At 60.3% G+C, this 25,184-nt stretch carries 21 protein-coding genes, 2 pseudogenes and 1 riboswitch; of the genes and pseudogenes, 13 read left to right on the top strand and 10 right to left on the bottom strand.

Annotation, left to right across the window (positions count from 1 at the left end; translation table 11 throughout):
* Positions 1 to 48 precede the first annotated feature (48 nt).
* The 7 genes and pseudogenes from ACP7BS_RS06135 (at position 49) to ACP7BS_RS06105 (ending at position 4,351) form a co-directional block, all read left to right on the top strand.
* Positions 49 to 330 carry a type II toxin-antitoxin system RelE/ParE family toxin gene (locus tag ACP7BS_RS06135; protein ID WP_426125136.1) on the top strand — a complete coding sequence of 94 codons (282 nt, stop codon included), beginning with the start codon at positions 49 to 51 and terminating at the stop codon, positions 328 to 330.
* A gap of 15 nt (positions 331 to 345) precedes the next feature.
* Positions 346 to 645, top strand: a complete 300-nt coding sequence (locus ACP7BS_RS06130; RefSeq protein WP_426236958.1) for a HigA family addiction module antitoxin — start codon at positions 346 to 348, stop codon at positions 643 to 645.
* Positions 646 to 739: 94 nt separating this feature from the next.
* Positions 740 to 2,554 (top strand): annotated as a pseudogene (glyS, locus tag ACP7BS_RS06125) (glycine--tRNA ligase subunit beta); the annotation flags it as partial.
* Positions 2,555 to 2,749: 195 nt separating this feature from the next.
* A pseudogene (locus tag ACP7BS_RS06120) lies at positions 2,750 to 3,169 on the top strand (DALR anticodon-binding domain-containing protein); the annotation flags it as partial.
* 42 nt (positions 3,170 to 3,211) lie between these two features.
* Entirely contained in the window at positions 3,212 to 3,532 is a 321-nt protein-coding gene (locus ACP7BS_RS06115; RefSeq protein WP_426236956.1) for a type II toxin-antitoxin system RelE/ParE family toxin, read from the top strand.
* A gap of 1 nt (position 3,533) precedes the next feature.
* Positions 3,534 to 3,848: a DNA-binding protein gene (locus ACP7BS_RS06110; RefSeq protein ID WP_426236954.1), complete on the top strand. Its 315-nt coding sequence runs from the start codon at positions 3,534 to 3,536 to the stop codon at positions 3,846 to 3,848.
* Positions 3,849 to 3,859: 11 nt separating this feature from the next.
* Positions 3,860 to 4,351, top strand: a complete 492-nt coding sequence (locus tag ACP7BS_RS06105; protein ID WP_426236952.1) for a DUF523 domain-containing protein — start codon at positions 3,860 to 3,862, stop codon at positions 4,349 to 4,351.
* A gap of 19 nt (positions 4,352 to 4,370) precedes the next feature.
* Here ACP7BS_RS06105 and ACP7BS_RS06100 read toward each other — a convergent pair whose 3' ends face one another.
* The 6 genes from ACP7BS_RS06100 to ACP7BS_RS06075 form a co-directional block, all read right to left on the bottom strand.
* Positions 4,371 to 5,048: a hypothetical protein gene (locus ACP7BS_RS06100; RefSeq protein ID WP_426236950.1), complete on the bottom strand. Its 678-nt coding sequence runs from the start codon at positions 5,046 to 5,048 to the stop codon at positions 4,371 to 4,373.
* A gap of 228 nt (positions 5,049 to 5,276) precedes the next feature.
* The gene (locus ACP7BS_RS06095) at positions 5,277 to 5,804 is read right to left on the bottom strand and encodes a plant virulence effector HPE1-like domain-containing protein (protein ID WP_426236948.1); all 528 of its coding nucleotides are present in this window, start codon (positions 5,802 to 5,804) and stop codon (positions 5,277 to 5,279) included.
* Positions 5,805 to 5,964: 160 nt separating this feature from the next.
* Positions 5,965 to 7,236 carry a phosphoribosylamine--glycine ligase gene (gene purD / locus ACP7BS_RS06090; RefSeq protein WP_426236946.1) on the bottom strand — a complete coding sequence of 424 codons (1,272 nt, stop codon included), beginning with the start codon at positions 7,234 to 7,236 and terminating at the stop codon, positions 5,965 to 5,967.
* A gap of 94 nt (positions 7,237 to 7,330) precedes the next feature.
* Positions 7,331 to 9,724 carry a putative bifunctional diguanylate cyclase/phosphodiesterase gene (locus tag ACP7BS_RS06085; protein ID WP_426236944.1) on the bottom strand — a complete coding sequence of 798 codons (2,394 nt, stop codon included), beginning with the start codon at positions 9,722 to 9,724 and terminating at the stop codon, positions 7,331 to 7,333.
* Positions 9,721 to 10,764 carry a polyamine ABC transporter substrate-binding protein gene (locus ACP7BS_RS06080; RefSeq protein ID WP_426236942.1) on the bottom strand — a complete coding sequence of 348 codons (1,044 nt, stop codon included), beginning with the start codon at positions 10,762 to 10,764 and terminating at the stop codon, positions 9,721 to 9,723. The genes ACP7BS_RS06085 and ACP7BS_RS06080 overlap by 4 nt, the downstream gene beginning before the upstream one ends.
* Positions 10,765 to 10,945: 181 nt before the next feature.
* Positions 10,946 to 12,145 (bottom strand): MFS transporter, encoded by a 1,200-nt coding sequence (locus ACP7BS_RS06075; RefSeq protein ID WP_426236940.1) that lies wholly within the window; start codon positions 12,143 to 12,145, stop codon positions 10,946 to 10,948.
* A gap of 126 nt (positions 12,146 to 12,271) precedes the next feature.
* Between ACP7BS_RS06075 and ACP7BS_RS06070 the strand changes: the two genes are divergently transcribed.
* The 3 genes from ACP7BS_RS06070 (at position 12,272) to ubiA (ending at position 15,057) form a co-directional block, all read left to right on the top strand.
* Positions 12,272 to 13,075: an AraC family transcriptional regulator gene (locus ACP7BS_RS06070; RefSeq protein WP_426236938.1), complete on the top strand. Its 804-nt coding sequence runs from the start codon at positions 12,272 to 12,274 to the stop codon at positions 13,073 to 13,075.
* Positions 13,076 to 13,256: 181 nt separating this feature from the next.
* Entirely contained in the window at positions 13,257 to 14,030 is a 774-nt protein-coding gene (locus tag ACP7BS_RS06065; protein WP_426237460.1) for a MipA/OmpV family protein, read from the top strand.
* A gap of 67 nt (positions 14,031 to 14,097) precedes the next feature.
* Complete coding sequence (gene ubiA, locus ACP7BS_RS06060; RefSeq protein WP_426236936.1) at positions 14,098 to 15,057, top strand: 4-hydroxybenzoate octaprenyltransferase; 960 nt, start codon at positions 14,098 to 14,100, stop codon at positions 15,055 to 15,057.
* A gap of 354 nt (positions 15,058 to 15,411) precedes the next feature.
* On the opposite strand, the gene ACP7BS_RS06055 is transcribed toward ubiA, so the two are convergent.
* A complete protein-coding gene (locus ACP7BS_RS06055; protein WP_426228884.1) occupies positions 15,412 to 15,978 on the bottom strand; it encodes a DUF6101 family protein in 567 nt (188 codons plus the stop codon).
* 349 nt (positions 15,979 to 16,327) lie between these two features.
* Between ACP7BS_RS06055 and ACP7BS_RS06050 the strand changes: the two genes are divergently transcribed.
* Positions 16,328 to 18,931 (top strand): DUF1217 domain-containing protein, encoded by a 2,604-nt coding sequence (locus tag ACP7BS_RS06050; protein WP_426236934.1) that lies wholly within the window; start codon positions 16,328 to 16,330, stop codon positions 18,929 to 18,931.
* Positions 18,932 to 18,942: 11 nt separating this feature from the next.
* On the opposite strand, the gene ACP7BS_RS06045 is transcribed toward ACP7BS_RS06050, so the two are convergent.
* On the bottom strand, positions 18,943 to 20,373 hold the full coding sequence (locus ACP7BS_RS06045) for an FAD-binding oxidoreductase (RefSeq protein ID WP_426236932.1): 1,431 nt from the start codon (positions 20,371 to 20,373) through the stop codon (positions 18,943 to 18,945).
* A gap of 4 nt (positions 20,374 to 20,377) precedes the next feature.
* Positions 20,378 to 21,352, bottom strand: a complete 975-nt coding sequence (locus tag ACP7BS_RS06040) for an L-threonylcarbamoyladenylate synthase (protein WP_426236930.1) — start codon at positions 21,350 to 21,352, stop codon at positions 20,378 to 20,380.
* 238 nt (positions 21,353 to 21,590) lie between these two features.
* Between ACP7BS_RS06040 and ACP7BS_RS06035 the strand changes: the two genes are divergently transcribed.
* Complete coding sequence (locus ACP7BS_RS06035) at positions 21,591 to 22,652, top strand: diguanylate cyclase domain-containing protein (protein ID WP_426236928.1); 1,062 nt, start codon at positions 21,591 to 21,593, stop codon at positions 22,650 to 22,652.
* Here ACP7BS_RS06035 and ACP7BS_RS06030 read toward each other — a convergent pair whose 3' ends face one another.
* Positions 22,653 to 23,258, bottom strand: a complete 606-nt coding sequence (locus ACP7BS_RS06030; RefSeq protein ID WP_426236926.1) for a DUF6656 family protein — start codon at positions 23,256 to 23,258, stop codon at positions 22,653 to 22,655.
* Between the two features lie 353 nt (positions 23,259 to 23,611).
* A riboswitch (cobalamin riboswitch) is annotated at positions 23,612 to 23,810 on the top strand.
* Between the two features lie 122 nt (positions 23,811 to 23,932).
* On the opposite strand from ACP7BS_RS06030, the gene ACP7BS_RS06025 reads away from it, so the two are divergent.
* Complete coding sequence (locus ACP7BS_RS06025) at positions 23,933 to 25,183, top strand: aromatic ring-hydroxylating oxygenase subunit alpha (RefSeq protein ID WP_426236924.1); 1,251 nt, start codon at positions 23,933 to 23,935, stop codon at positions 25,181 to 25,183.
* Position 25,184 lies beyond the last annotated feature (1 nt).

Raw genomic sequence — 25,184 nt, 5'->3', positions numbered from 1 at the left:
GGCGTGAGCGCAATGTATCATCATATGATACGGCTCTGGAGATGAGAGGTGATCCGTTCCTTCAAGGGAAAACTGTCTCCGTCCGTTGCAGACGGCAGCGTGAAAAAGGGTTTTCCGGTCGATCTCATTCGCCGGGCGCAGCAATTGCTGGTTCTGTTGAATGCGGCGTCCGACGTGAAGGATTTGCGCTCGCCGCCGGGCAATCGATTGGAGAAATTGTCGGGAGATCGGGAAGGTCAGTATTCGATCCGCATCAACCAACAGTGGCGTATCTGTTTCCGATGGTCAAACGGCGGCGCCGATGACGTGGAAATCGCCGATTACCATTGAGCAAGGACTGATCAGATGAGTGATATCGGCCTGCCGGCCATCCATCCTGGTGAAATTCTGAAAGATCTCTATCTTGACCCGCTGGAAATGAGCGCCGGAACGCTTGCCAAGCAGTTGAATGTTCCAAGAACCCGCATCGAACGCATCGTCACGGGCAAAACCGGGGTAACTTCGGACACCGCCCTGCGCCTTGCGAGATTCTTCGATACCACGCCGGAACTCTGGATGAATCTGCAGGTAAGTTATGATCTCAAGATCGAAGCAGAACGCAAACGCGCCGAGATTGAACGAATCCCGGTTCGCGATGCCGCCTGAGCACTGACTTTTCCGCCATTGAATGGATGACTTTTGCCGCCGGGCTTGCTAAATCCCCCGCAGTCAATCGATCCCTTAGAAAAGCATCCATTCCATGCCCGATCTTCTGCTTGAACTCCGCTCCGAGGAAATCCCGGCCCGTATGCAGCGCAAGGCTGCCGGTGATCTGAAGAAGCTGTTGACCGATGCGCTGGTCGAGGCGGGGCTGACCTATGAGGGGGCGCGGGAATACTGGACGCCGCGCCGGCTGACGCTCGATATTCGCGGCCTCAACACCCGTTCCGCCGATGTGCGTGAAGACCGCAAGGGGCCGCGCACCGATGCCAATGAAAAGGCGATCGAAGGCTTTTTGCGCGGCGCCGGTCTCACCTCGATCGATCAGGCGCATGTGCATAGCGATCCGAAGAAGGGCGACTTCTACGTCGCCCATATCGTCAAGCCCGGCCGTCCTGCAGAAGAGATCATCGCCGAGGTGATGCCCGGCATCATCCGCAATTTCCCTTGGGGCAATCCGATGCGCTCGGGCGCTGCGTCGGCGAAGCCCGGCGCGCTGCGCTGGGTGCGGCCGTTGCAGTCGATCGTCTGCCTGTTCGGCCCGGAACACGAGGAAACCCGCGTCATCCCGTTTACGGTCGGTGATATCACCGCATCGAACATCACCTATGGACACCGCTTCCACGCGCCGGAAGCCATCACCGTGCGCCGCTTTGCCGATTACATCGAGAAGCTCGAAAAGGCCAAGGTCATTCTCGATGCCGAGCGCCGCAAGCAGATCATCGCCGCCGACGCTGCCAATATCGCCTTTGCCAATGGCCTCGAACTGGTCGAGGACGAAGGTCTGCTCGAGGAAGTCTGCGGCCTCGTCGAATGGCCACAGGTGCTGATGGGCTCGTTCGAGGAAGACTATCTGGCCATCCCGTCGGAAATCATCCGGCTGACCATCAAGACCAACCAAAAGTGTTTCGTCACCCGCCGGCCGGGCGAGGAGACCCTGTCGAACAAGTTCATCCTCGTTGCCAATATCGAGGCGAAGGACGGCGGCAAGGAAATCGTCCACGGCAACGGCAAGGTCGTTCGGGCGCGTCTCTCGGATGCGAAGCACTTCTGGACCCGCGATCAGGGCAACCTGCCGGACCTCGAAACGCTCGAAGCCTCTGCTGCAAAATTCGATCTCGACCTGAAAAAGCCGCTCGACCAGCGCATGGCCAAGCTCGACGCGCTGAACGTCACTTTCCATGCCAAGCTCGGCACGCAGGGCGAACGCGTCCAGCGCATCCGCACCCTGGCCACCGAACTGGCCAAGGTCACCGGTGCCGACCCGACGCTGGTTGACCGCGCGGTGGTGCTCGCAAAAGCCGACCTGCGCACCGAAGCCGTCGGCGAATTCCCCGAGCTTCAGGGCATCATGGGCCGCAAATATGCCAGTTTGCAGGGCGAAGACGCCTCCGTCGCCGCCGCGATCGAAGACCACTGGAAGCCGCAGGGACCGTCCGATCGTCTGCCTGCCGATGCTGTTGGCCTTACTTTGGCGCTGGCCGACAAGCTGGATACGCTGGTGGGCTTCTGGGCCATCGATGAGAAGCCAACGGGTTCGAAGGATCCGTACGCGCTGAGGCGCGCCGCTTTGGGTGTTGTACGGATTCTGTTGGAGCGGAAGGTGCGGGTTCCGATTGCCAGTGTAGTTGAGAAGCACATACTAAATTACCTGAAGTTCGACCTTGAGCGCACAGCTGGTACGTCAAAGGAAGAGGCATATGCATTGGAATTTCCGACTGGCAACGCGAGCGGTTCCTTCAGTAAGGAAATACTCTCTATCCCGTTCGGCGATGTGGACGATTTGCCAAAAACTTCTGTGCAAATTCAGGCAGAGAAGATCGCTTACGACCTCCTCTCGTTCTTCCAAGACCGTCTCAAAGTCTACCTCCGCGATCTCGGCGCCCGCCACGACCTGATCGATGCGGTTCTGGTTGCGCCCCCCTCATCCGGCCCTGCGGGCCACCTTCTCCCCGCTGGGGAGAAGGTGGAGCAAGGGGCAGCGGCAGAGACCTCTTCTCCCCAGCGGGGAGAAGGTGCCCGAAGGGCGGATGAGGGGGGCGCAGCCAATGACGATCTGCTGATGGTCGCCCGCCGTGTCGAAGCGCTGACCGCCTTCGTCACCTCGGAAGAGGGCCTCAACCTGCTGGCCGGCACCAAGCGCGCCACGCAGCTTCTGGCCGCCGAGGAAAAGAAGGGTACGCAGGTCGCAGCAACCGTCGATCCGGCGCTCCTCAAGCTCGATGCCGAAAAGGCGCTTTATGCCGCCGTGACGCAGGCCTCCACCGAGGCAAGTGCCGCCATCGCCGGCGAAGATTTCCGCTCGGCCATGGAAGCCCTGTCGAAACTGCGCGGCCCGGTCGATCAGTTCTTCGCCGATGTCCTCGTCAATGACGAAGACCCGGCCATCCGCGCCAACCGCCTCGCTTTGCTCGGCCTGATCCGTGCGGCAACAGGAACGGTTGCGGACTTCTCGAAGATTTCGGGCTGATGCAACGCTTGTCAATGGTGGCGTATATGTTACCATTGACATATGAAGATCCTTGAATATCTGGATCAGACGGGCAGAAGTCCTTTTGCTGAATGGTTCGGGTCGATCGAAGCGAGAGCCGCCTCGAAAGCGACGATTGCCTTGGCGCGCGTCTCGTCCGGCAATCTGTCCAACGTCAAGGGCGTTGGACACGGTTTGCTCGAATATTGCCTCGACTACGGGCCTGGCTACCGCATCTATTTCGGCCGGGATGGCGAGGAGATCATCATTCTGCTCGCCGGTGGTACAAAAAAGCGGCAGCAAAACGACATCGATACCGCACAGGAGCGCTGGCGTGACTACAAGCGCCGCAAAGGAAGCTGATATGCCATTGACGCGGGACTTCAAGACGACGGTTCAGGCGCGCGCCAGCACTGATGCGAGCTTCAGGGCGGCACTGCTGTCGGATGCTGTCGAGCTTCTGCTGTCGGGTGATGTGGAAACCGGTAAGGCGGTTCTGCGGGATTTCATCAACGCCACCGTGGGCTTCGAACGCCTCGCTGAAAAGGTGGGAACGCCCGCCAAAAGCCTGATGCGGATGTTCGGACCGAAGGGAAATCCGCGCGCGGAAAACCTGTTCCATGTGATCAGACAGCTTCAGGAAGAAACCGGCGTTCACCTCGCCGTCGCTGCGGCGTAACGCCAAAACTCATGACCGAAAAAATCCTCGTCAGCGCCTGTCTCATGGGCCATGCCGTCCGTTATGACGGGCAGGCCAGGCCGCTTGTGCATCCGGTCCTTGATCGTTGGCGCGAAGAGGGGCGGCTGGTGACGATCTGTCCGGAAATGTCGGCCGGCATGCCGGTGCCGCGTCTGCCGGCGGAAATCGCGAAGGGGAAGGCGGGCGCCGACGTCCTGTCCGGGGCGGCACGCGTGCTGGAAAGCCAGGGCGGCGATGTCACGGATGGGTTTCGCCAGGCGGCCGAGAATGCGCTGGCGCTGGCCCGCGAAACCGGCTGCGCTTACGCGTTGCTGATCGATGGCAGCCCGTCCTGCGGTTCCGGCTTCATCTATGACGGCAGTTTCACCGGCCGCCGTCTGGCCGGGGAGGGCGTCACCGCAGCTCTGCTGCGCGCAAACGGCATCCGCGTCTTCTCCGGCAAGGAGATCGAAACGCTGGCGGTGCTCATCGACGGGTGCTGATGGCTGACCGGCCTGCGTCTCAAGCCGTGCCGTTATAGTCGACAGCCAGAACAGTGACGCCGAGAAAGACCGTCCAGGCGATCACGAAAACCGCAAGCGAGATGGCAGCGGACGGGAGGATCGCTCTTCCGAGCTGTCTCCTGAAGAAGAAGAAATTCGACCCGAGCAGCCACAGCTGGGCCAGGACGAAGATGCCGAGATAAACGGGTTTTTCGGTGTGCTGGAAGAGAACGAATGTCGAGGACGTCGCGAGCGTAAACGGCGCGCAGATGTAGCATTGCTGGTTGAAGGGGATCTGCAGCGATTTCCGGGTCACTTGGCCGGGGGTGGCCAGATCGTAGATCAGCGCAGCGACGATCGGGAAGATCGAGTAGACCAGCATCCGGAAGAACAGCAGGTTGACCAAGGACGCCGAAATATATTGCTCTGCCTGGGTACTGTTCATCGCCGCGAGCTCGTCCTTGTGGACCGGCGCGATATAGGCGGCGATCACGATCGACAGGAACAGGAAGATGGCTGGTTTCATTCCGCTTTCGAAGGAGACCGCCTCGTCGCGCACGGTCTCGTGCCGGGCATATTCCATCATCGCGTTGGGCTGGAAGATCACCCGGAACAGCGTGTAGGGATAAAAGATCAGCCACATCAGCAGCTCGAAGATGAACTTCTCGATGGACTTCGCGATGTTGAAGACGTCCATGATATCCCTGATCGCTCGCCGGGTTGCGGGGGTATTTTGTGCTGTGTGTGCTGCCAAATCTGATGATGTTGCAGGCGCCGCTGTCAAGGGCCGCCGCCGGGGAGCTTCAGTCCCACACAAAAAATTGCGCCCCTGCTTCTCTCAGGGGCGCAATCTTTCGCCTGGAGGGCGAATGCCCGGTCAGCCTTTTATGTGCGGCTGGTTGGGGCAGGGACAGGGAGTTCAGTGTCAATTTAGCCGAAGTTGGAAATTTTTAAGATCAACTTCTTGTGAACGGCTGTCTTGCGGCGTGACTGCGGCTGGTCCGGCCATCGATGCAAGGTCGAGAGAGCTGGTTTTGGCCGCCATATCGACAATTTCAACCGTAGCCTTTGCCTCGGCTTCCACCGGCGGCGCGTCCCCTGTTGCAGCCTTGGCCAGATCGAACGAGGCCGGAGTATCGGCCTGCGCCTGCCTGATGTCTTCGTCCGACGCCTTGCTGATGAAGACGACCGGCGAGCCGCCAAGCCAGGCTTCCGTGCGCACCAGTTTCATCTCGCCGTTTATCGTCTTCAGTTCGACCCGTTCCGTCCCGGGCGCGACGTCCGGAACGATATAGCCGGTCTTCTTCTTGACCACCAAAGGCGGGCACTGGCCGCAGGAAAGCTGCGAGATGCTGCTGTTGACCTTTTCCCCGGAAATGACGTTTTCAAGCGAAGACGCACCGGCTGTGCTGGCCGCAGCCAGGCTGGCGAACGTGAACAAAAGGGCGCGCATCGGCTTTCTCCTCTAAGATCGATACAGCGCCGCGCATGACGCGCAAAGGTCGCTGTAGCACTTATCCAGAAGAGGAAAATATCTGTTCTCCGTTACGTTCCCGTCAGGAGAATTGGTAAAAATTGAATGAGTTTCCCAGTTGGCCGAGCTCTTGCGCCGGTCAGGCCTTTTCGCGCTCGACCGCCTGCCAGCCGATATCGCGGCGGCAAAAGCCGTTGTCCCATTCCACAAGGTCAAGCGCCGCATAGGCGCTGTCCTTGGCCGCGCCGACGGTGCTGCCCATTGCGGTGACGTTGAGCACCCGGCCGCCGGTTGCCACCAGTTGCCCGTCCTTCAGCGCTGTTCCGGCATGAAACACCTTGGTCCCGGCGTCCCCCTGCGGGATGTTCCCAATAGGTGTGTCCTTCGCGTAGGCACCCGGATAGCCCTTGGACGCCATTACCACGGTCAAGGCCGCCTCGTCGCGCCATTCGGCGGTAACCGAGGCGAGCGTCCCGGTGGCTGCAGCATGGAGCAGCGGCAGCAGGTCGCTTTTCAGCCGCATCATCAGTACCTGGCATTCCGGATCGCCGAAGCGGACATTGTATTCGATCAGTTCCGGGCCTTTGGCAGTGATCATCAGGCCGGCGAACAACACGCCGGTGAACGGGTGGCCGCTATCGGCCATGCCGGATATCGTCGGCTCGATGATCTCGCGCATCGTGCGCTCGACCATCTCAGGCGTCATCACCGGTGCTGGCGAATAGGCACCCATGCCGCCGGTATTCGGGCCGGTATCGCCATCGCCGACGCGCTTGTGGTCCTGCGCCGAGGCGAGAGCGAGAGCGGTCCTGCCGTCGCAAAGGCAAAAGAAGCTCGCTTCCTCGCCGTCAAGGAAGGCTTCGACCACCACTTCTGCACCGGCCGCGCCGAACGTGCCGGAAAAGCAGCTGTCGACCGCCTCAAGCGCTTCGTCCAGCCTCATGGCAACGGTCACGCCTTTGCCTGCGGCAAGGCCGTCGGCCTTGATGACGATCGGCGCGCCCTGTTCACGGATATAGGCTTTTGCCGGTTCGGCCGATGTGAAGCGCTGATATGCACCGGTCGGGATGTTGTATTTGGCGCAGATGTCCTTGGTAAAACCCTTGGAGCCTTCAAGCTGGGCGGCGGCGGCCGAAGGGCCGAAAACCGCAATACCGGCGTTGCGCAACGTGTCGGCAAGACCGGCGACCAGCGGCGCTTCAGGGCCGACGACGACGAAATCGATCGCTTGCTTGCGGCAGAAGGCAAGAACGGCGGCATCGTCTGCCGTATCGATATCGGCGATGATCGCCTCTTCGGCGATGCCGGGATTGCCGGGCGCGGCATAGAGGGCCGCCAAGTGTGGCGATTGCGCCAGTTTCCATGCCAGCGCATGCTCGCGCCCGCCCGACCCGATCAACAGAACTTTCATCGCCTACTCCCGCAATCCGCAGTGTTGAGGTGCGGTTAAGGCGAGGGGGCTTCAAGGTCAAGGCAAAATCGGCACAACGGCTGCGATACAGGCGCTACAGCAGGCCAGAGGGTCCGGATTGGCGGCGGTGTTCATCGAACGGCAGGCGGTCGTCTGAAAGGCCGGCAATTCTCACGGTCTGTTTCAACGCCCAGATGCTGAGTTCGGTCAGCGCCTGCGGCTTGCTGATGAGATAACCCTGGAAATAGTCGCAGCCGGCCGCAGTCAGCATGGCCAGCTTCTCGCAGGTATCGACGCCTTCGCCGACCACCGACATGTTTTGCGCATGGCAAAGTGCGATCATCGCCTTCAAGGCCGGTAACGATGCCTCGTTGGCCAGGTTCTGCACCATGGCCCGGTCGAGCTTGATGGTATCGGCGGTATATTCGATGATCTGCTGCACGGAGGTATAACCGGCGCCGAAATCGTCGATGGAGATACGGAAACCGCGTTGGCGCAGGGTCTCGATGTTGCGGCGCAGCTGGTCGCCAAGCTTGACGGCATAGGTTTCCGTCAGTTCGATCTCGATGGTGCGCGGATCGAGGCCGTGCCGGGCCACGCAGTCGGAGAAATAATCGCTGATCGATTTGGAGTGCAGTTCCGCCGACGAGATGTTGATCGCAAGAATGGCGTCCGGCCCGAACAGCTGCTTCAGACGGTTGTGTTCCGACATCGCCCGGTTGATCACCCACCAGTCGATTTTGGTGAACAGGCCGGTGCTTTCGGCGATCGGCACGAACTCATCGGGCGTGATGTTGCCGAGCGTCGGCGACAACCAGCGCAACAGCGCTTCGCAGCCGATCACCTTGCCACCGGTATCGACGATCGGCATGTAGACGAGATGAAACTGCTCGTCGGGATCGACCAGCCGCAATTCCTCCTGGATATGGCGGATGCGGTCGCGTTTGTCCTGCAGCGCCCGCGAAAAGCGCGAGGAGCGGTTCTTGCCGTTGGTCTTTGCCTGGTACATCGCCGCATCGGCATTGGAGATCAGTTCGGCAAGGTTTGTGGCATCCGTCGGGCAGATGGCGACGCCGATGCTGGCCGTCACCGGATAATATTTGCCGCGGACTTCGAAACCATTGGAAAACAGCGCCAGGATTGCGGCGCACATTTCCCTGATCGTGCCGTCACCGGGCTTTGATTGCACCAGAACCGCAAATTCGTCACCGGACAGGCGGGCAAAAAGAGCCCGCGCCATCCGCCGCCGGGCAGTGATCCCGCTGATTTCTGCGGCGATCCGCAGCGCCAGCGTCTTCAGCAGGTCGTCGCCGACCTCATGTCCATATTTGTCGTTGACGAACTTGAAGTGGTCGATGTCGATGAACAGCAGGCTGCAATGGCCGGCCTGCGTTGTGACCGTTTCGATGACCTCGGCGGCGAGCATGTTGAAATGGGCGCGGTTGCTGATGCCGGTCAGCGTATCGGTCCAGGACGTCTGCTGCACCAGCTTCAACGCGCGCTGCGATTGATCGTGCAATTGCTTGATATTACCGGTCAGCCGGCCGATTTCCCCCTCGGCACCGGTTTGCCTGATGTCTTCGTTCTCGCCGCTCATCACCGCCGTCACTTGACGGTCGAGAACCGAGATCGGGTTGGTGATGAACCGGCGGATCAGCGCGATCATCAGGCCGACGGAGACGAAGCTCATCACCAGCGCGCCAAAAATCAGCAGCAGTTTCAACTGCCCCATATTGCCGGAACCGTGGGACGGCGGGACCGTCAGCGTTACAAACAACGAGGGCGCCATGCGAACGGATGCGGTCAGGTCGCCGGGTGCAGGCGTCTGAGGCGCGGTCTCGAACGTGATCTCGGTTTCATACTCGTGCTGCAGCGTGCGCTGCATGCTCAGGAACTGCGTCGGCTCGATCGCCACCTGCACCAGAAGCGCATCGGCTTTTCCGCTCGGCAGCGGGCGGCTGAAGGTGACGGGGTCGATGAACTCCGAGTAGACGATCAACTGGCGTGCGCCGGCGTCGTGGAGAAAACTCCAATCCCGCAGCTGGCTGCCGCCGGCAAGCCGGCTTGCCAGCGCAAATTGCGGCGCACCGATCTCGGCGAACGGATCATCGCTGTTTTCGAAATAGTAACCCTGGGTCAGGTCGGGATTGAGAATGGCGAAGGAGATGAATTTCTTCGGATCATCAGACAGCGAACGCACACTCTGCTGCAACCGCAGGCCGAGCGCATTGTTGCGGTAGGCCTCGTCCGGTTCAGAGACGAACAGGCGAACGGCGTTGCCTTCCAGGATGGAATAGAGAAAGCTTCTGCTCTGGCTGACCTCGTTGCGAAACAGCGCGGCCATATGGTCGAGCTGTTGTGAAAGCCGTGTCCGCTCGAGTGCCAGAACGGACCGTCCCTGGACAAAATAGACCGAGAGGGCGGCCAGCAGGTAGCCTGCCAGAACGACCGGAAAGATCAGGAAGAATGCGCGTTTGCCAAGTGTCACTGGAAATTTGCCATCGAGCTGATGATGCGCCGGCGAGTCTGGATCGACTGGATCGATAGTTCCTTCTGGTACTGGCTCTTGGCCAGGATGTCGGCGGGCGGATATATTTCCTGGTTGGACCGCATTTCGGCCGGGATCAGTTCGAGCGCCTTTTCGCTGGCGGTCGGCATGGTCAGGGCCACGGCGTTATCTGCAGCACTTTGCGGCGAGCCGATGAAGTCAACCAATTGCAGCGCAAGCGCCTTGCGGGGCGAGGCGGCGGTGACCGCCATGCAGTCGAGCCAGGAGAGGGTGCCCTCCTTCGGCACCGCGTAGCGCCAGATTCCCGGCGTGCCGGCCTTGTCGTTGAGCACGTGCTGATCGCCGCTATAGGCCAGCGCCATATAGATATTCTTGCCGTTTTCAGAGCTTTGGATCGAAGTGATCACGTAATCGTAAGTGAGAACGAAGGGTGCCTGCTTCTTCATGACCTCGAACGCGGCTTTCAGCGTCTCGCTGTCATTGGCATTGATGGATTTGCCCAGCATGGCCAGCGGCGCGACGAATGCCTCGTTGTGATCGTCATACATGGCGATATGTTTTGCCAGGACCGGATCCGGCGACATCAGGTCGTACCACGAGGTCGGTGTGGTCTTGACCATGTCGGACCGGTAGACGATGCCCATCGTGCCCCAGAGGTAGGGCATGGCGTAGCCGGCGCACCGGGATTTCCACTCGGGCTTGTAGTCTTTCATCGAGGTGACGTTCTTGTCCGACAACGGCTCCAGCATGCCGCGCTTGCCAAACAGGTCTGCCCCATTCTCGCCGATGACGGCAATGTCGATATTGCTGCCGGGATCCGAAAGCACTTCGTCGCGTGCATCGCCGCTGTCGTAATAGATTTGGTGCACGTCAACGCCGGTCTTCTCGGTCCATCGATCAAGAATCTTCTGATCGATATAGGATTCCCAGATCAACAGGTTCAGCGTTTCCGCATGCGCAGGCGCCGGCGCGATCGATACGCCGAGCGCAGTGGAAGCGGCAATTAACGTATTGCGCATCGAATTCACCCCGATAGTCCCCGGGCAGAACCTTAACGCTCAATGCTTGATGAATACTTACAATAGAATGCGGGGGTTGCAATTGGGTTGAGATGCCACTGACCCAATCCCTTGTGGTCGAAAGGCTTTTCGCCGCTGCGGAATTGAGGGGCTTATCCGCCCCTCAACAAACCGTCGCGTCTTACCGGTGGCCCGGAAGCTTCGGCAGCAGCACCGTCAGCAGGCCCAGCAACGGCAGGTAGGAGCAGACCCTGTAGACGAACTCGATACCGTTGCGATCGGCAAAGACGCCGAGGACCGCAGCGCCGATGCCGCCGAAACCGAAGGCAAAACCGAAGAACATGCCGGCAATCAGGCCGACGCGGCCAGGCACCAGTTCCTGCGCGAACACCACGATGGCCGAGAACGCCGACGAGAAGATGAAGCCGATGATAACGACCAGTGCCGCCGTCCAGAACAGGTTGGCATAGGGCAGCAGCAGCGCGAAGGGAATGACGCCGAGGATCGAGAACCAGATGACGAAGCGGGCGCCGAAACGGTCGCCGATCGGTCCGCCGAAGATCACGCCTGCAGCCGATGCGCCGAGGAACAGGAACAGCAGCATCTGGGCTTGCTGGACGCCGACGCCGAACTTCTCGATGGTGAAGAAGGTGAAGTAGCTGGACAGGCTGGAAAGATAGGCGTTTTTCGTCGCCGTCAGGATGACGAGAACGATCAGCGTCCAGATCACCTGGTTGCGCGGCAGCGGTAAGGCGCGGCTGACGGTCTTGCGGCCGGCCGAGCTACGGCGATGACGGGTATACCAGACACTGACCCAGGACAGGACCATGAAACCGGCCAGGGCAATGACGGAGAACCAGCTCAGGCTTCCCTGGCCCTGCGGAATGACGATGAAGGCAGCCAGCAACGGGCCGATTGCCGTGCCGGTATTGCCGCCGACCTGGAACAGCGACTGGGCAAGGCCATGGCGCCCGCCGGAGGCAAGCCGTGCGACGCGCGATGCTTCGGGATGGAAGATCGCCGAACCGATGCCGATCAGGCAGGCGCCGATGACCAGCACATAGAATTGGTGGGCATTGGCAAGCGTGATCAGGCCGGCGCAGGTCGACAGCATCGCAGCCGGCAGCGAAAACGGCATCGGCCAGCGGTCGGTGACGACGCCGACTGCGGGCTGCAGCAGGGAGGCGGTAACCTGGAATGCGAAGGTCAAAAGGCCGATCTGTACGAAATCGAGCGCGTAGTTCTCCTTCAGCAGCGGATAAAGCGAGGTCAGCAGCGACTGCATGATGTCGTTCAGCATGTGGCAGAAGCTGACCGCCACGATGACGGAGACCGCTGTCTTTTCCGGGCTGATGCCTGTGGGGGATGTAATGCTCGCCATGCTGTCTTCCTCGCCGGACGGAGATTGTAACCACGAATATGTGCTGTCTCTACATCGCTTGAGTATGGCCTGCTTTTGTGCTCTGGTCGCATTCTTTCGAGAGTGGGCCAAATGCAGAAATACGACATGAAATCGGGGGATCCTGCAGCCGATGATGTCCATCGTGAGAACCTTTTATGGATCGACCTGAACGATGATCCGATCACGGCGCTCGGCCGCCAGTATCTGGCCGGCTCTCGCGGGCTGCCGCACAGCCATACCAAGACGCAGCTTTGGTGTGCCCGCCGGGGTGTCGTGCTGGTCAATACCGCCGGTGGGCGCTGGATGATCCCGCCCGGTCATGGCCTGCTCATTCCTGCCGGTCTCGAACATTTCAGCGAGATGATCAGCGATGTCGAAATGCACTCCATCTACGCCGATCCCTCGGTGATATCCGCCGCTCAGCCCCGCGTTCTGGCAGTGACGCCGCTGGCATCCAGCCTGATGGAAGAATTGGTACTTGCGGAGGATAAGCCGCTGACGCCGCGCCGCAACCGGCTGATCATCGAGCTTTTGCTGGATGAAATCAGCCTATTGCCGGAGCGGCCGCTCGGCCTGCCATTTCCCAGTGACGCACGGCTTGGCCGGCTGTGCCGGCATTTCCTGAAGTCACCCGACGCCAATGCCGGCATCGACCAATGGGCGAGTGGTCTTGGAATGAGCCGCCGCTCCTTCACCCGGCTGTTTCGTGCCGAAACCGGCGTCAGTTTCGTCACCTGGCGCCAGCAGGCCTGCATTTTCGCCTCGCTGCCGGGGCTGGCCGAAGGCGAACCGGTGACCAATGTCGCGCTCGATGCCGGTTATGAAAACATCGCCGCCTTCACCACGATGTTCCGGCGGATGCTGGGGAGTTCACCCAGCACCTACCTGAAATCGCGCACGCTGACGTGACATCGGCTATGGCAAAATGGCGACTAAACGGGAGCGATTGTACTGCATATGGAAAATAAACGCTGAAATCGGTTGGTTAACGCGATGGTAGTGAGGCAAAGCCTATAAGCCGCTGAACGAAGCGTTTTGTGTCTGGAGTTGCGACGTGTTCCACCGATCCTTGTTTGCCCTTTCCGCAGGGTTGTTCCTCGCCACGTCCGTCTGCGCCCAGGCGCAGGAGCGCCAGCATTTCTGGTCCGGAGACTGGTACCTGAAAGTCGGCGCGACCGGCTTTATCGGACCGAAATACGACGGCTCGTCCGATCGCCTTTTCCAGGCTGCGCCGCTGATTTCGCTTGGCCGGGCCGGCAGCACGGTGCGGTTTTCCTCGCGCAACGACAATCCGGCTTTCGCCTTCGTCGACAAGGGCGCCTTTCGCGCCGGTGTCGTCGGCAAGCTGATCTTCGAACGCGATGACGATACCTCGTCCGATCTCAAGGGGCTCGATCCCGTCCGCTTCGGCGGCGAACTCGGCGGTTTTGCCGAGGTCTATCCGACCGACTGGCTGCGCGTCCGCGCCGAGTTGCGCCAGGGCATCCGCAGCCATCACGGTCTCGTTGCCGATGTCGCTGCCGACGGGTTCGTCGATGTCAGCGATAATGTGCGTATCTCGGCCGGTCCACGCCTGTCGGCGGCCACCAGCGACTATTTTGATGCCTATTACGGCGTCAACTCTTCGGAATCGGCAAAGTCGGGCTATTCGACATATAGCCCTTCGGGGGGCCTGAACTCCATTGGAGCGGGCGCTGCCATCACCTGGCAGGCAACCGAAAAGCTCGAAACCAGCGCCTTTGCCGAATATAAACGGCTGATGGGCCCGGCGGCGGATTCGAGCATCGTCAACGAGGGCGGTAGCCGCAACCAGTTCCTGGTCGGTCTCTCGGCCACCTACCGTTTCGATTTCACACTGGAATAGCCGCCGGCTTTGCCGGCAGGCGGCCTGTCGGCTTGACCGGCGGCCGCCGGCGCTGCAAACAAACGGCATGAACACACGTCCTGCCGATTCCGGGCGCGTCCAAGATGCGCCGTCCAACAACTGGGTCTACCGCGTGCTGCCAAGGCCGCTCTGGCCCTATGCGCAGCTTGCCCGCTGGGACAGGCCGATCGGCTGGCAGCTGCTGATGTGGCCCTGCTTCTGGTCTGCAGCGCTGGCGGCCAATACGGCGGCGGCGCTGGGCACGTTTTCGCCCGGCCGTTTCGTCCTGCACCTGATCCTGTTTTTTATCGGCGCTGTCGCCATGCGCGGCGCCGGCTGCACCTACAACGATATTGTCGATCATGATATCGACATGGAAGTGGCGCGTACCCGCTCGCGGCCTTTGCCGTCCGGGCGCGTCACCCGGTTGCAGGCCAAGATCTTCATGGTGCTGCAGGCGCTCGCCGGTCTGATCGTGCTGCTGCAGTTCAATGGTTTTTCCATTTTCCTCGGCGTTTTCTCTCTGGTCTTCGTCGCCGTCTATCCTTTCGCCAAGCGTTTCACCGACTGGCCGCAGTTCTTCCTCGGCCTTGCCTTTTCCTGGGGCGCGATCATGGGCTGGTCGGCGGAATTCGGAACGATCGGATGGGCATCGGTCGTGCTATATGCCGCAGCCATCGCCTGGACGGTCGGTTATGACACGATCTACGCCTATCAGGACAGGGAGGACGACGAACTGATCGGCGTGCGCTCGACCGCGCGGCGGTTCGGCGAACGCCCGCGCCCGTGGCTCTTTGCTCTTTATGGGCTGACGACCCTGCTGCTGTTCGTTTCGTTTGCGCTCGCGGGTGCAGGGCTGCTGGCCTATATCGGCCTGTTGATTGCAGCCGTCCTGCTGTTTTACCAGATTCTCGTGCTCGATATTCACGATGCCAAGCAATGCATGGTTTTGTTCAGGTTCAACCATGTTGTTGGAATGATCGTCTTTGCCGGCCTTTGCGCCGCGCTGCTGGTTCGGCTGGCATGAAAAAGCCCTCCGGTTGGCCGGAGGGCAGGGGTCGCGTCAGGAAATATTCACCGGGCAGCGCTTGCAGCGCCAAGGGAGCTGGGCTTTAAAGCCTCAAGCCCAGCTCAATTCCTTGTTCCGGTTCTTCTTCGTCCGGGCAAAGCGGGTGGAAAAGGCGGCAATCGCCGCGAAGATGAATGTGCGCATGATTTGTCTCCTTCTCGTTGCGGCAATGTGCCGTCTGCCTGTGGCATCAAAAAGGCGCTTCCAAGGTTTTCCAAAGGCTCGATAAGGGTCTGAAAAGAAAAACAAAAAACCGGCTGCAGGGACAGCCGGTCTTTTGCACTGGAGGAGGCTTGGAGATTGTGTCGAAAATCAGTTGCGGGCGATGATTTCCCGGCCGTCGATCTTCAAGTTGACGCCCAGGCTGCCGGTTGCGCGGCGCATCAGGAAGCGCGGGCGGCGGTCGTTGAACAGCGAATGGCGGCGGCGCGGCTTGATATCGCGGGTCCGGACTTCGCCAAGATGATCTTCCAACGGGCGGGCGACGCCGTCGGCTTCGACCATCAGCATCGGGATCCGGTAGGCTTCCGACCATGTGCGCCAATCGGCGGCAATGTCGGCAAGATCGTGGGCAACCAGAAGCGGGATGCAGAGATCCGGGTCATCATGATGCAGTTCAAGCGTCACGGTCACTTCTCCGTCTCCGTGGTCTATGGCGCGGGCGGCCACCCCTTTGAAGGCGCGGGCCGGCAGCGCGATCGACAGCGGCAAGCCGCTGGACGGCAAAACCTTGCGCAGCACCGCTCCACGTTCGTCCAGGCTTATGGTGACATTGCTGGACTGTCCGTGCAAGGTGTAGCTTGCCTGCTGGGGAAAGCGTTTCGGATCCATGCGTAGTGTGGTTTCAACCCAAGCCGGTTGTGAAAGTGTCTTCAGCATTTCAATCGCCCTTGTTTTCCTTGAGAGCCGGTTCCCGGTCTTCTCGTCGGGACTTTTCGTCCTCTGTGGGCCAAGGATAGGCGGGCCGGGTTTGAGACCACTTAAAAATCGCAGTTAAAAAACTTTGCATTTCCTGATGGTTAGCAAAGGCCAACGCAGCAGGGTTTCTGAAATCTGAAGAAAATCGGCCGCATTTTTCCGACCCGCCGATCCCGTGCCTCCGGGTTGAGGAAAAGCCACGCACAAGCATGACCAGCGATTGTAGTGCGGATCATGGCCGCACTGCGCGGCATTGCGTCCATCCGGACGTCTTAGCGTCGAGCAATTTCAGGCGATCGGCAGAGCGGCAATGGTTTCCACATATATCGACTACAATCTCCTCACGCGCGACATGAAGACGAGCCTTCAGCGCACGTCGCAGCAGACGCTGGTCGCCCGCGAAACCGAGTATTACAAGGCCAATATCGGCAAAGTCACTTCGATCGAAGAGTTCCTCGGCGACTACCGGCTCTATGCCTATGCCATGAAGGCGCATGGCCTGGAAGACATGACTTATGCCAAGGCCTTCATGCGCAAGGTGCTGGAGAGCGACCTCAACGACGACAGCAGCTACGCCAATATGCTGACGGACGAGCGCTATGGAAATTTCGCCAGGGCGTTCAGCTTTTCCCAGTCGACAGAGGTGGTCCAAAGTGATGCACAGGAGGACGCGTTGATCGGCCTCTATACCCGGTCTGTCGCCAACGTCGATTCCAAGATGGCGCAGGAGACGCGCTACTACGACACAATGATGGACAAAATCACCAACGTGGATCAGTTCCTGCAAAACGATAGGTTACGATCCTATACGTTCCGGGTGTTCGGCGTTGACGAGAAATATTTCAATTATGAGCAGGTGCGCGGCGCGCTGGTCAGCGATCCCAGCGATCCGAACAGCTACTACAACAAAAACTTTGCACCCGCGCTGGCGGCCGCAGAGGCGACCAAGGCTTCATCGACCCAGGCGCTTTCCGCCCTGACGAGCCGGGGCCTGTCGCAGGCACGCATAACCAAGATCGACGCCCTGCTGGCGCTGCCCGAGACACCGGAAGCAGACAAGGTGACGTTGCAGGCCGAAAAAACGACCCTGCAGAACAACATTACCACGATCAATACCGCTTTCCCGGAAATGACCGGCAATATCGATGCCTATGCCGGCGTCGAGGCCGAAATCGCCGGTTTGAAAACGCAGATGGCTCAGCCGGATATCACCGAGGCAGAACGGGCCGCGTTTCAGGCGCAGATCGAGCAGCGCCAGACTGCGCTCAAGACCATGAAAGGCACCAGCTTCTATTCTGCCGATTTGAATGCCAAGGTTGCAGAGAGTTCCTCGACGATCGCGCGGCTCGCCGTCTTCAAGGATCTGGCCTTGATGTACGATTTCGCAGCCGATGGTTCGGTGCCATCTGGCGGAACGGCGCAGGCGGCAGACAGCCGTAAGGCGACTATGGAAGTGTATGCCTACAAGGCACCGCGCGCCACGACATCGGTCGCCCTGCTGCACAAGTCCTATTACGAGGACAAGATCGGAACCATTACCACGGTTGCACAGATCAAGGGTGACAGCCGGCTCTATTCCTACATCCTCACAGCCTTCGGCCTGCCGTCCAGCTCGACGGTAGCGACGCTCGAAAGCATTCTGACCAGCGATCCGAACGACCCGACGAGCTTCGTCAACACCAAGGGGGGCGAGTACAACGCCAATTATAAGGAATTGAGGGCGGCGTTCAATTTCAAGGCCGACGGTACGCTTGCAGCCGGCGATAAACCGCAGACGGCGGCGCAAACCAAGGTGACGTCCGATTACTACATGGTCCGCTACAACGACGCCGACGAAGCCGCCGACCAGACCCTGATCAATTCCTTCAAGAACCTGATGAAGGTCGTCTCCAATGTCGACGACCTGCTCTCCGATGCCAAGATCATGAAACTGGCACTGACCGCCGTCGGCCTCGAAAACGAGGGCGACACGGTGCGCAAGATGAAGAAGGTGCTGACCAGCGATCTCACCGATCCGAAGAGCTATGTCTATACGCTGAAGGACGACCGCTATCTTCAGCTGGCGAAGGCGTTCAATTTCAATGCGGACGGGTCGGCCGGCATTCCGATGCTGGCGCAGGCCGAATCCGAAATTCTCAACACCGCCAAATCCTATGTCATCGAAAAGAGCCGCTTTGCCACGGACGATGACAAAACCAAGGCGACCGCCGAAGCGAAATATTACAGCGCCGAAGTCGAAAAGATCAAATCGCTCGACGATCTCCTGTCCAACCGGCGCCTGGTCGATTTCGTGCTAGTCGCCGCGAAGCTGGACCCGGAAACGGTGACGACGGACTACCTCCGCAAAATGTTCGAATCCGATGTCAACGATCCGGACAGCTTCATCAACACGGAGCCGAACACGACGATCTACAAGGAGCTGGTCGCCTCCTACAATTTCGACAGCAAGGGCAATCTGGCCCGGCCGGAAATCGGCATACAGACCAAGCGCGGGCTGCTGGAGACCGAGGATCTCTACCTCAACCAGACGCTTGAGCAGCAAAAGGGCGAGGACAATGCCGGCGTGCGGCTTGCGCTCTATTTCCGGCGTCAGGCGACAGGCGTCAACACCGCCTATGATCTCCTGGCCGACGGCGCGCTGATGCAAGTCATCCGGACGGCGTTCAGCATCCCCGACGGGATGTCGAGCGCCGATGTCGATATCCAATATGCCTATATCAACCGCGTGCTCGATGTGAAGGATCTGCAGGATCCGGAAAAACTGGAAAAGCTGCTGCGTCGCTTCACCGCACTCTACGATGTCGAGAACAATGTCGATGTGTCCGGCGCCCAATTGATCCTGTCGGGCGGCGGCGGCGGCATCAGTGCCGACACGTTGTTCAGCCTGTCGCAATTGCGCATGGGTGGCTACTGACCTTCTGCTCGTCAGGCCTTGAGGACCTTGCCGGGGTTCATGATCCCGGCCGGGTCGAAGGCATGCTTGATGCGCTGCATCAGGTCGATCTCGATCGGCGCGCGGACTTCGGCAAGTTCGTCGCGCTTCAGCTGGCCGATGCCATGCTCGGCGGAGATCGAACCGTTGTATTTCAGGACGATGCCATGGACGATGGCGTTCATCTCGCGCCAGCGGCCTATGAACTGATCCTTGTCGGCACCGACCGGCTGCGAAATATTGTAGTGAATATTGCCGTCGCCCATGTGCCCGAACGAGCAGATGCGGGCGCCTGGAATGGCTTTCATTACCGCAGCGTCGGCCTCCGCCATGAACGCCGGAATGTTGGAGACCGGCACGGATACGTCGTGCTTGATCGATCCACCTTCGGGCTTTTGCGCCGGCGACATGCTTTCGCGCATGTGCCAGAGGCTCTTGCGCTGCGCCTCGCTCGCGGCAACGACGGCATTCTCGACGAGGCCGCTGGAGATTTCGGTTTCGAGCAGCGCTGACATCATCCGTTCCGCACTTTCGGCCGAATCCGAGGTCGAGATGTCGATCAGCGCGTACCAGGCATGCACGGTGTCCATCGGATCGCGCACGCCGGGAATGTGTTTTGCGGTGAATTCGACGCCGAGGCGCGGCATCAGTTCGAAACCGGTCAGGGCCGTGCCGCAGAGGCTGGAGGCCTTGTCGAACAGGCTGAGCGCATCATCGACGCTCTTCAGGCCGGCAAAAGCGACCTGATGGCCGCGCGGCCGCGGAAACAGTTTCAGCACCGCGCCGGTGATGATCCCGAGCGTGCCTTCGGCGCCGATGAACAGGTCGCGCAGGTCGTAGCCGGTATTGTCCTTCTTCAGCCGCCGCAGCCCGTCCCAGACCTCGCCGGTCGGCAGAACGACTTCGAGGCCGAGGCAGAGTTGCCGCATGTTGCCATAAGCCAGAACCGCAGTCCCACCGGCATTGGTGGAGAGATTGCCGCCGATCCGGCAGGATCCTTCCGAGCCGAGCGACAACGGAAACAGCCGGTCATGCGCTTCCGCCGCCTTCTGGATATCGGCGAGAATGCAGCCGGCATCGGCGACGATGACATTGCCGACCGGATCGATATCGCGGATGCGGTTCAGCCGCTGCAACGACAGGACGATATCGGCGGCCCCGGTGCGCGGGATCTGTCCCGCCACATGGCCGGTATTGCCACCCTGCGGCACGATCGCGACGCCGGTTTCGCTGGCAAGCTTGAGGATCTGCGAGATTTCCTGAACGCTGCCGGGCCTCAGCACCAGCGGCGCATTGCCCTTGTAGAGGCCGCGGGATTCAATGAGATAAGGCGCGATGTCGGCCTGATCCGTCAGTGCATTCCCGTTGCCGACAATGGCAGCGAAGCGGGCAATGAGATCGGCAGAGGGCAGGGCGTTGGTCATAGGGTCATTCCCGTGGGGCAGCAGCCCGTTCGATCCGGTCGAGGATTGCCTCGCCAAGCCCCTCATTGGGGATGACGCCGAAGGCAATGGTTTGGGCGCCGGAGGCATCGGCCCGTTTCATGAAGGCAAACAGATTGGCAGCGGCTTCGCGCAGGTTTTCGGACGGGCTGAGATCCAAAACGACGACGGCGTTTTCCTCGCCCGGCAAGGGCTTGCCGCCGAACCGTATCAGCGCTTCCCCGGCTTTCACATCCGTTGCGTTCAGCCGCACGGCAGCGCCCGGCGCATAATGGGAAGCCAGCATGCCCGGCGCTTCGATTGCAGCTCCGGCTGTGTCCGGTCTCGCGACCCTCCTGCCGGCCAGCGCCTCGATATCGGCGACGTCCAGACCGCCTGGACGCAGCAGCCGGATTTCATCGCCCTCGACCTTGACGATGGTCGATTCCAGGCCGATTTCCGCAGCGCCGGCATCAAGGATCAGTGCCAGTTTGTCGCCGAGATCGGCTTCGACATGGGCGGCGCTGGTCGGACTGATCTTGCCGGAAGTATTGGCGCTGGGCGCTGCCAGGGGGCTGCCAAAGCGCTTGATGACCTCCCGTGAAAAACCGTCCGGCATGCGGATGCCCAGCGTATCGAGGCCGGCGGAGGCGAGCGGATGGACGCTGCTGTCCGGCTTGATCGGCAGGATCAGCGTCAGCGGTCCCGGCCAGAAGGCTTCGGCCAGCTTCCGCGATAGGGGATCGAAGGCGACATGGGCTTCCGCCATGGCAAAATCGGCGACATGGCAGATCAGCGGATTGAAGCGCGGACGGCCTTTCATTTCATAGATTCGGCTGATCGCGTCCGGATTGGTGGCGTCGGCCGCCAGCCCGTAGACCGTCTCTGTCGGAATCGCCACAGGCAGGCCTTCGCCAAGCGTTTCGCAGGCGGCCGCCAAGGCGCGGTCCGGCTCGGTCCGTGTGTCTATGATCAGCGCCATCAAACTTCCAAACGTCAATGCGCCAGTCCTTAAAAACCCAGGCAGGCGCTCCGGCGTTTCCTTTACAGGGCGAAGCTGGACGTTGCCAAGCGCATTCGCTGGCGATGTGAAGGCTGGCGCCGATTGTGCCTTTTCGCGACAGCCGGAATTCGGGTTTCTTAAAATGCGACAGGTCCGGTTAGCAGCGGGGAAAGTTGCCCATGCTAGCTGTCGGATTCTGCACTCAGCCGGAGCCCTTATGGCCAACAAGAAATCCATGCCGAACGACCTTGCGCTGCGCATCGCCACCGCCATGCATCAGATGGGCATCGATGCCATCCCAAGGAATTACGAACTCGTCTACGAGGCTTATGGCGGGGCCAATCCGGACCTGGTTCGCGAGTTCATCGCGCTCGGCAAGTACAAGTCGCAAACGGCGCTCGATGAACTGGGCCGCAAATATCTGCCGCATCACCACGAGGCGAGCGTGCTGGCGCGATCGACGACGATCGTGCGCGACGAGATGAGCAATTTCATGAACCTCCTGTCGCGCGAAAAAGACCAGCTTGATGATTATGGCAAGCTGATCAGCGAGGCGACAAAGGCGCTGGTGGTGTCCGGTGACGCGAGCCAGGCGGCGCTTGCCAATTCCATCCAGGCGCTGAAGCGGGCCACCGAGCGGCAGGTGTCGCACAATGCCGAAATGGAGCAGAGCGTCACGGCGCAATCGACCGTCATTGCCGGCGTCCAGAAGGATCTTGCCGACTTCGAAGCGCGGAAATTTTCGGATGCAGTCACCGGGCTTGCCAATCGCCGCGCCTTCAACAAGGCGCTGGCCAAGGTCTATGCCGATCCGGATCTGCCGCTTGCCTGCGGCATCGCCATCGCCGAACCCGATACCAGCCGCCGCCTATCGGGAGAGCAGGCGGCGGCATTGGCCGAGCCGCTGGCCCGGCATATCGGCGGCATCATCCAGCAGGCGTTTCCGTCAAGCGAACTCGTCGCCCGTTTCGACGGCACCCGTTTCGGTTTTCTGGTCAATGCGGGCGAGGAGCGGGAGGTGGTGCGGCTTGTGGCGCTGTTGCGCTCGGCCTTGCGCGGCACGCATTTCACACATCCGAAAACCGGGCGCGATCTCGGCTGCGTGACGCTTTCGGTGGGCATCTGCATGTCGGATGATGCCAGCAACGCCTTCGATCTTGTCGGTACGGCGGAAAAGGCGCTTGCCAGGGCGCAGGGCAAGGGCGGCGACCAGACCATCGTTCATGGCGCCGAAGGCGAGCAGCCGCCCGGGCGCGATTGGCTGATCTACAAGCAGTGATCAGAGGCTGCCGATGATCTTGCGAAGCTGTTCGTTGCGGGCGCCAAGCAGAAGCACGTTCTTCAGGGCTTCCTTGGGGTCGCGGGTGCGAAACAACAGCCCGTTGTCATGCACCGCGCGATTGACCGTCAGCTTGCCGGCCTCGGCGTCCATCTCGGTTGCCACAGCGAAATACATCCGTGCATAGCCGAGCTTGATCTTTTCGAAAAAATGCTGGTCGTCGCCGATATCGGAAAAGAAATTGGCAATGTAGAACGACCAGCGGACGTCCTCGAACTTGGCAAATTTCGTCCGTGCGGCCGTCACATGGCAGTAACCGAGATGCGGGCTATCGGCGAGCGTGCGGTGGAAAAGCAGTCTGGGAAACCGGATCGACCGGTGGAAGCCGTTGATCCGCTCATGCGTCGCGGTACCGGCCGCTTCGAGCTTCTTGCCGGTGCGGGTGGCGACTTCCTGATGGGTCAGATAGCGTTTTTCTGTGGCACTCCATTCCTGCTGGTGCCGGTTGATCCGCCCTGTGCGCAGGAATTCGGTATAGATCGCCGCCTTCGGCGATGGAGCCGGCTTCTTGACTGCGGCGGCATCGAAATATCTCAAGTTTGACATCGGCCTGTACCAGAATGCGCGGAATGCAGACAAAGCACTCCGGGGCGTAATCGCTCACGAGATGAAGCTAACGTGTTATGGTTAATGCAGTCTTTCCAGGCATCAACCTTTTGCCGCGCAGTATGCACATGGCGGCGCCAGCACTGGTGCCGCGCGATGTCGCAAAGAGGCCGCTTCGCAGCCGATTGCCGAAGCGTTGCGCGGAAAACCGGCCTTTTGCTGAAAATTCAGCAGATCACGTTGTTTATGCTTATAAAATAGCCACATGGGCCGTGGCTGCATGCAATCTCTTCCGTGTCGTCTTTCTGGAATCGGATGTCGTAAACTGGCGGCTGTTTTTCCGGGCGTGCGGATTAGATGAAGACACTCAAGGTGCCGTCTTTATAGGGAAGGGCGGAGAATTGGGAAGCCGGTCGAAATCCGGCGCTGCCCCCGCAACGGTGGTGGAGCGAAACCTCGGCAAAAGGCCACTGGAGAAATCCGGGAAGGCGCCGGGATCGTCCGCAAGGACAGCTCCAGAGCCCGGAAACCAGCCTTGTGATGAAATTGATATCTGGGTTGCGGCGGGCAGCCGGAAGGAGAACCACTGTAGCCACGCGCTCTCCCGGCGCGCCGGCGGTTCCTTTCCTGTCTGCTGCAACGTTCAAAAAGTTGGCGAGCACAAGGAAATGACCATGGATCTCCGCAGCGAAGTCCTCCGCACATTGAAGAACCGGCGCGGCACGCACAGTCTTGAGCAGGCCTTCTACACCGATCCCGATCTCTACCGGCTCGATATGGAGGAAATCTGGTACAAGGACTGGCTGTTCATCGGTCATGACTGCGAAATCCCGAAATCCGGCAATTATTTCACCGTGCAGGTCGGCGAGTATCCGGTCGTCATCGTCCGCGATCGCACAGGCACCGTGCGGGCGCTGCACAATTCCTGCCGCCATCGCGGCTCGCGCGTCTGCGCCGGTGCCAAGGGCTCGTCCGCCAAGCTTGTCTGTCCCTATCACCAGTGGACTTACGAGCTGGATGGCAAGCTTTTGTTCGCCCGCCAGATGGGCGAGGATTTCGACAAGAACCAGCATGGCCTGAAACCGATCCATTGCGAAACCATCGGCGGCTATATCTTCATTTGCTTGGCCGAAGAGGCGATGGATTTCCAGCCGGTGCGCGACATGGTCTCGTCCTATGTGACACCGCACAATCTGAAAGACACCAAGGTCGCGTTTGAAAGCACGATCATCGAGAAGGGCAACTGGAAGCTCGTCTGGGAAAACAACCGGGAATGCTATCACTGCGCCGCCAACCACCCGGAGCTTTGCCGCACCTATCCGGAAGCCCCGACGGCAACCGGCGTGCAGGGCGCCAAGGACGATCCGGTCATCGCCGCCCATTGGGCACATTGCGAAGCCTCCGGCCTGCCGAGCGAGTTCAAGATCGATCACAAGGGCCAGTTCCGCGTCGCCCGCATGCCGCTGATCGAGGGCGCTGAAAGCTACACCATGTCCGGCAAGCGCGCCGTCAAGCGCCAGCTGTCCGATGATGTCAGCCAGAACCATATCGGCACGCTGTTGCTGTTCCACTATCCGAGCACCTGGAACCATGTGCTGGCCGATCACGCCATCACCTTTCGCGTCCTGCCGCTTGGGCCCGAACTCACCCAGGTCACCACCAAATGGCTGGTGCACAAGGATGCCGTCGAGGGCGTCGATTACAGCATCGACGAGCTGACGCATGTCTGGACCGAGACCAACGACCAGGACCGCCAGATCGTCGAGGAAAACGCCTTCGGCATCCGCTCGCCCGCCTATCAGCCCGGTCCCTATTCGCCGGAGCATGAAGGCGGCGTGATGCAGTTCGTCGAATGGTACACCAACTTCCTGGCGGACCGCCTGCAGGGCAGCTCCATCTCCACCCCTCTGGTTCGGGTCGCCTGAC

Origin of the sequence: Pararhizobium sp. DWP1-1-3, assembly GCF_049896125.1 — a bacterium.
GTDB lineage: Bacteria > Pseudomonadota > Alphaproteobacteria > Rhizobiales > Rhizobiaceae > Pararhizobium.
The sequence above is the reverse complement of the archived record's forward strand: the minus strand, read 5'-3'. Positions and strand labels throughout refer to the sequence as shown.

Coding starts and splice junctions, on each gene's coding strand:
- ACP7BS_RS06050 (WP_426236934.1), top strand. CDS start 16,328: ATGGTTTCCACATATATCGACTACAATCTCCTCACGCGCGACATGAAG.
- ACP7BS_RS06075 (WP_426236940.1), bottom strand. CDS start 12,145: ATGGCGAGCATTACATCCCCCACAGGCATCAGCCCGGAAAAGACAGCG.
- ACP7BS_RS06035 (WP_426236928.1), top strand. CDS start 21,591: ATGGCCAACAAGAAATCCATGCCGAACGACCTTGCGCTGCGCATCGCC.
- ACP7BS_RS06110 (WP_426236954.1), top strand. CDS start 3,534: ATGCCATTGACGCGGGACTTCAAGACGACGGTTCAGGCGCGCGCCAGC.
- ACP7BS_RS06040 (WP_426236930.1), bottom strand. CDS start 21,352: ATGGCGCTGATCATAGACACACGGACCGAGCCGGACCGCGCCTTGGCG.
- ubiA (WP_426236936.1), top strand. CDS start 14,098: ATGAACACACGTCCTGCCGATTCCGGGCGCGTCCAAGATGCGCCGTCC.
- ACP7BS_RS06025 (WP_426236924.1), top strand. CDS start 23,933: ATGGATCTCCGCAGCGAAGTCCTCCGCACATTGAAGAACCGGCGCGGC.
- ACP7BS_RS06100 (WP_426236950.1), bottom strand. CDS start 5,048: ATGGACGTCTTCAACATCGCGAAGTCCATCGAGAAGTTCATCTTCGAG.
- ACP7BS_RS06030 (WP_426236926.1), bottom strand. CDS start 23,258: ATGTCAAACTTGAGATATTTCGATGCCGCCGCAGTCAAGAAGCCGGCT.
- ACP7BS_RS06080 (WP_426236942.1), bottom strand. CDS start 10,764: ATGCGCAATACGTTAATTGCCGCTTCCACTGCGCTCGGCGTATCGATC.
- purD (WP_426236946.1), bottom strand. CDS start 7,236: ATGAAAGTTCTGTTGATCGGGTCGGGCGGGCGCGAGCATGCGCTGGCA.
- ACP7BS_RS06105 (WP_426236952.1), top strand. CDS start 3,860: ATGACCGAAAAAATCCTCGTCAGCGCCTGTCTCATGGGCCATGCCGTC.
- ACP7BS_RS06095 (WP_426236948.1), bottom strand. CDS start 5,804: ATGCGCGCCCTTTTGTTCACGTTCGCCAGCCTGGCTGCGGCCAGCACA.
- ACP7BS_RS06055 (WP_426228884.1), bottom strand. CDS start 15,978: ATGCTGAAGACACTTTCACAACCGGCTTGGGTTGAAACCACACTACGC.
- ACP7BS_RS06130 (WP_426236958.1), top strand. CDS start 346: ATGAGTGATATCGGCCTGCCGGCCATCCATCCTGGTGAAATTCTGAAA.
- ACP7BS_RS06070 (WP_426236938.1), top strand. CDS start 12,272: ATGAAATCGGGGGATCCTGCAGCCGATGATGTCCATCGTGAGAACCTT.
- ACP7BS_RS06045 (WP_426236932.1), bottom strand. CDS start 20,373: ATGACCAACGCCCTGCCCTCTGCCGATCTCATTGCCCGCTTCGCTGCC.
- ACP7BS_RS06115 (WP_426236956.1), top strand. CDS start 3,212: ATGAAGATCCTTGAATATCTGGATCAGACGGGCAGAAGTCCTTTTGCT.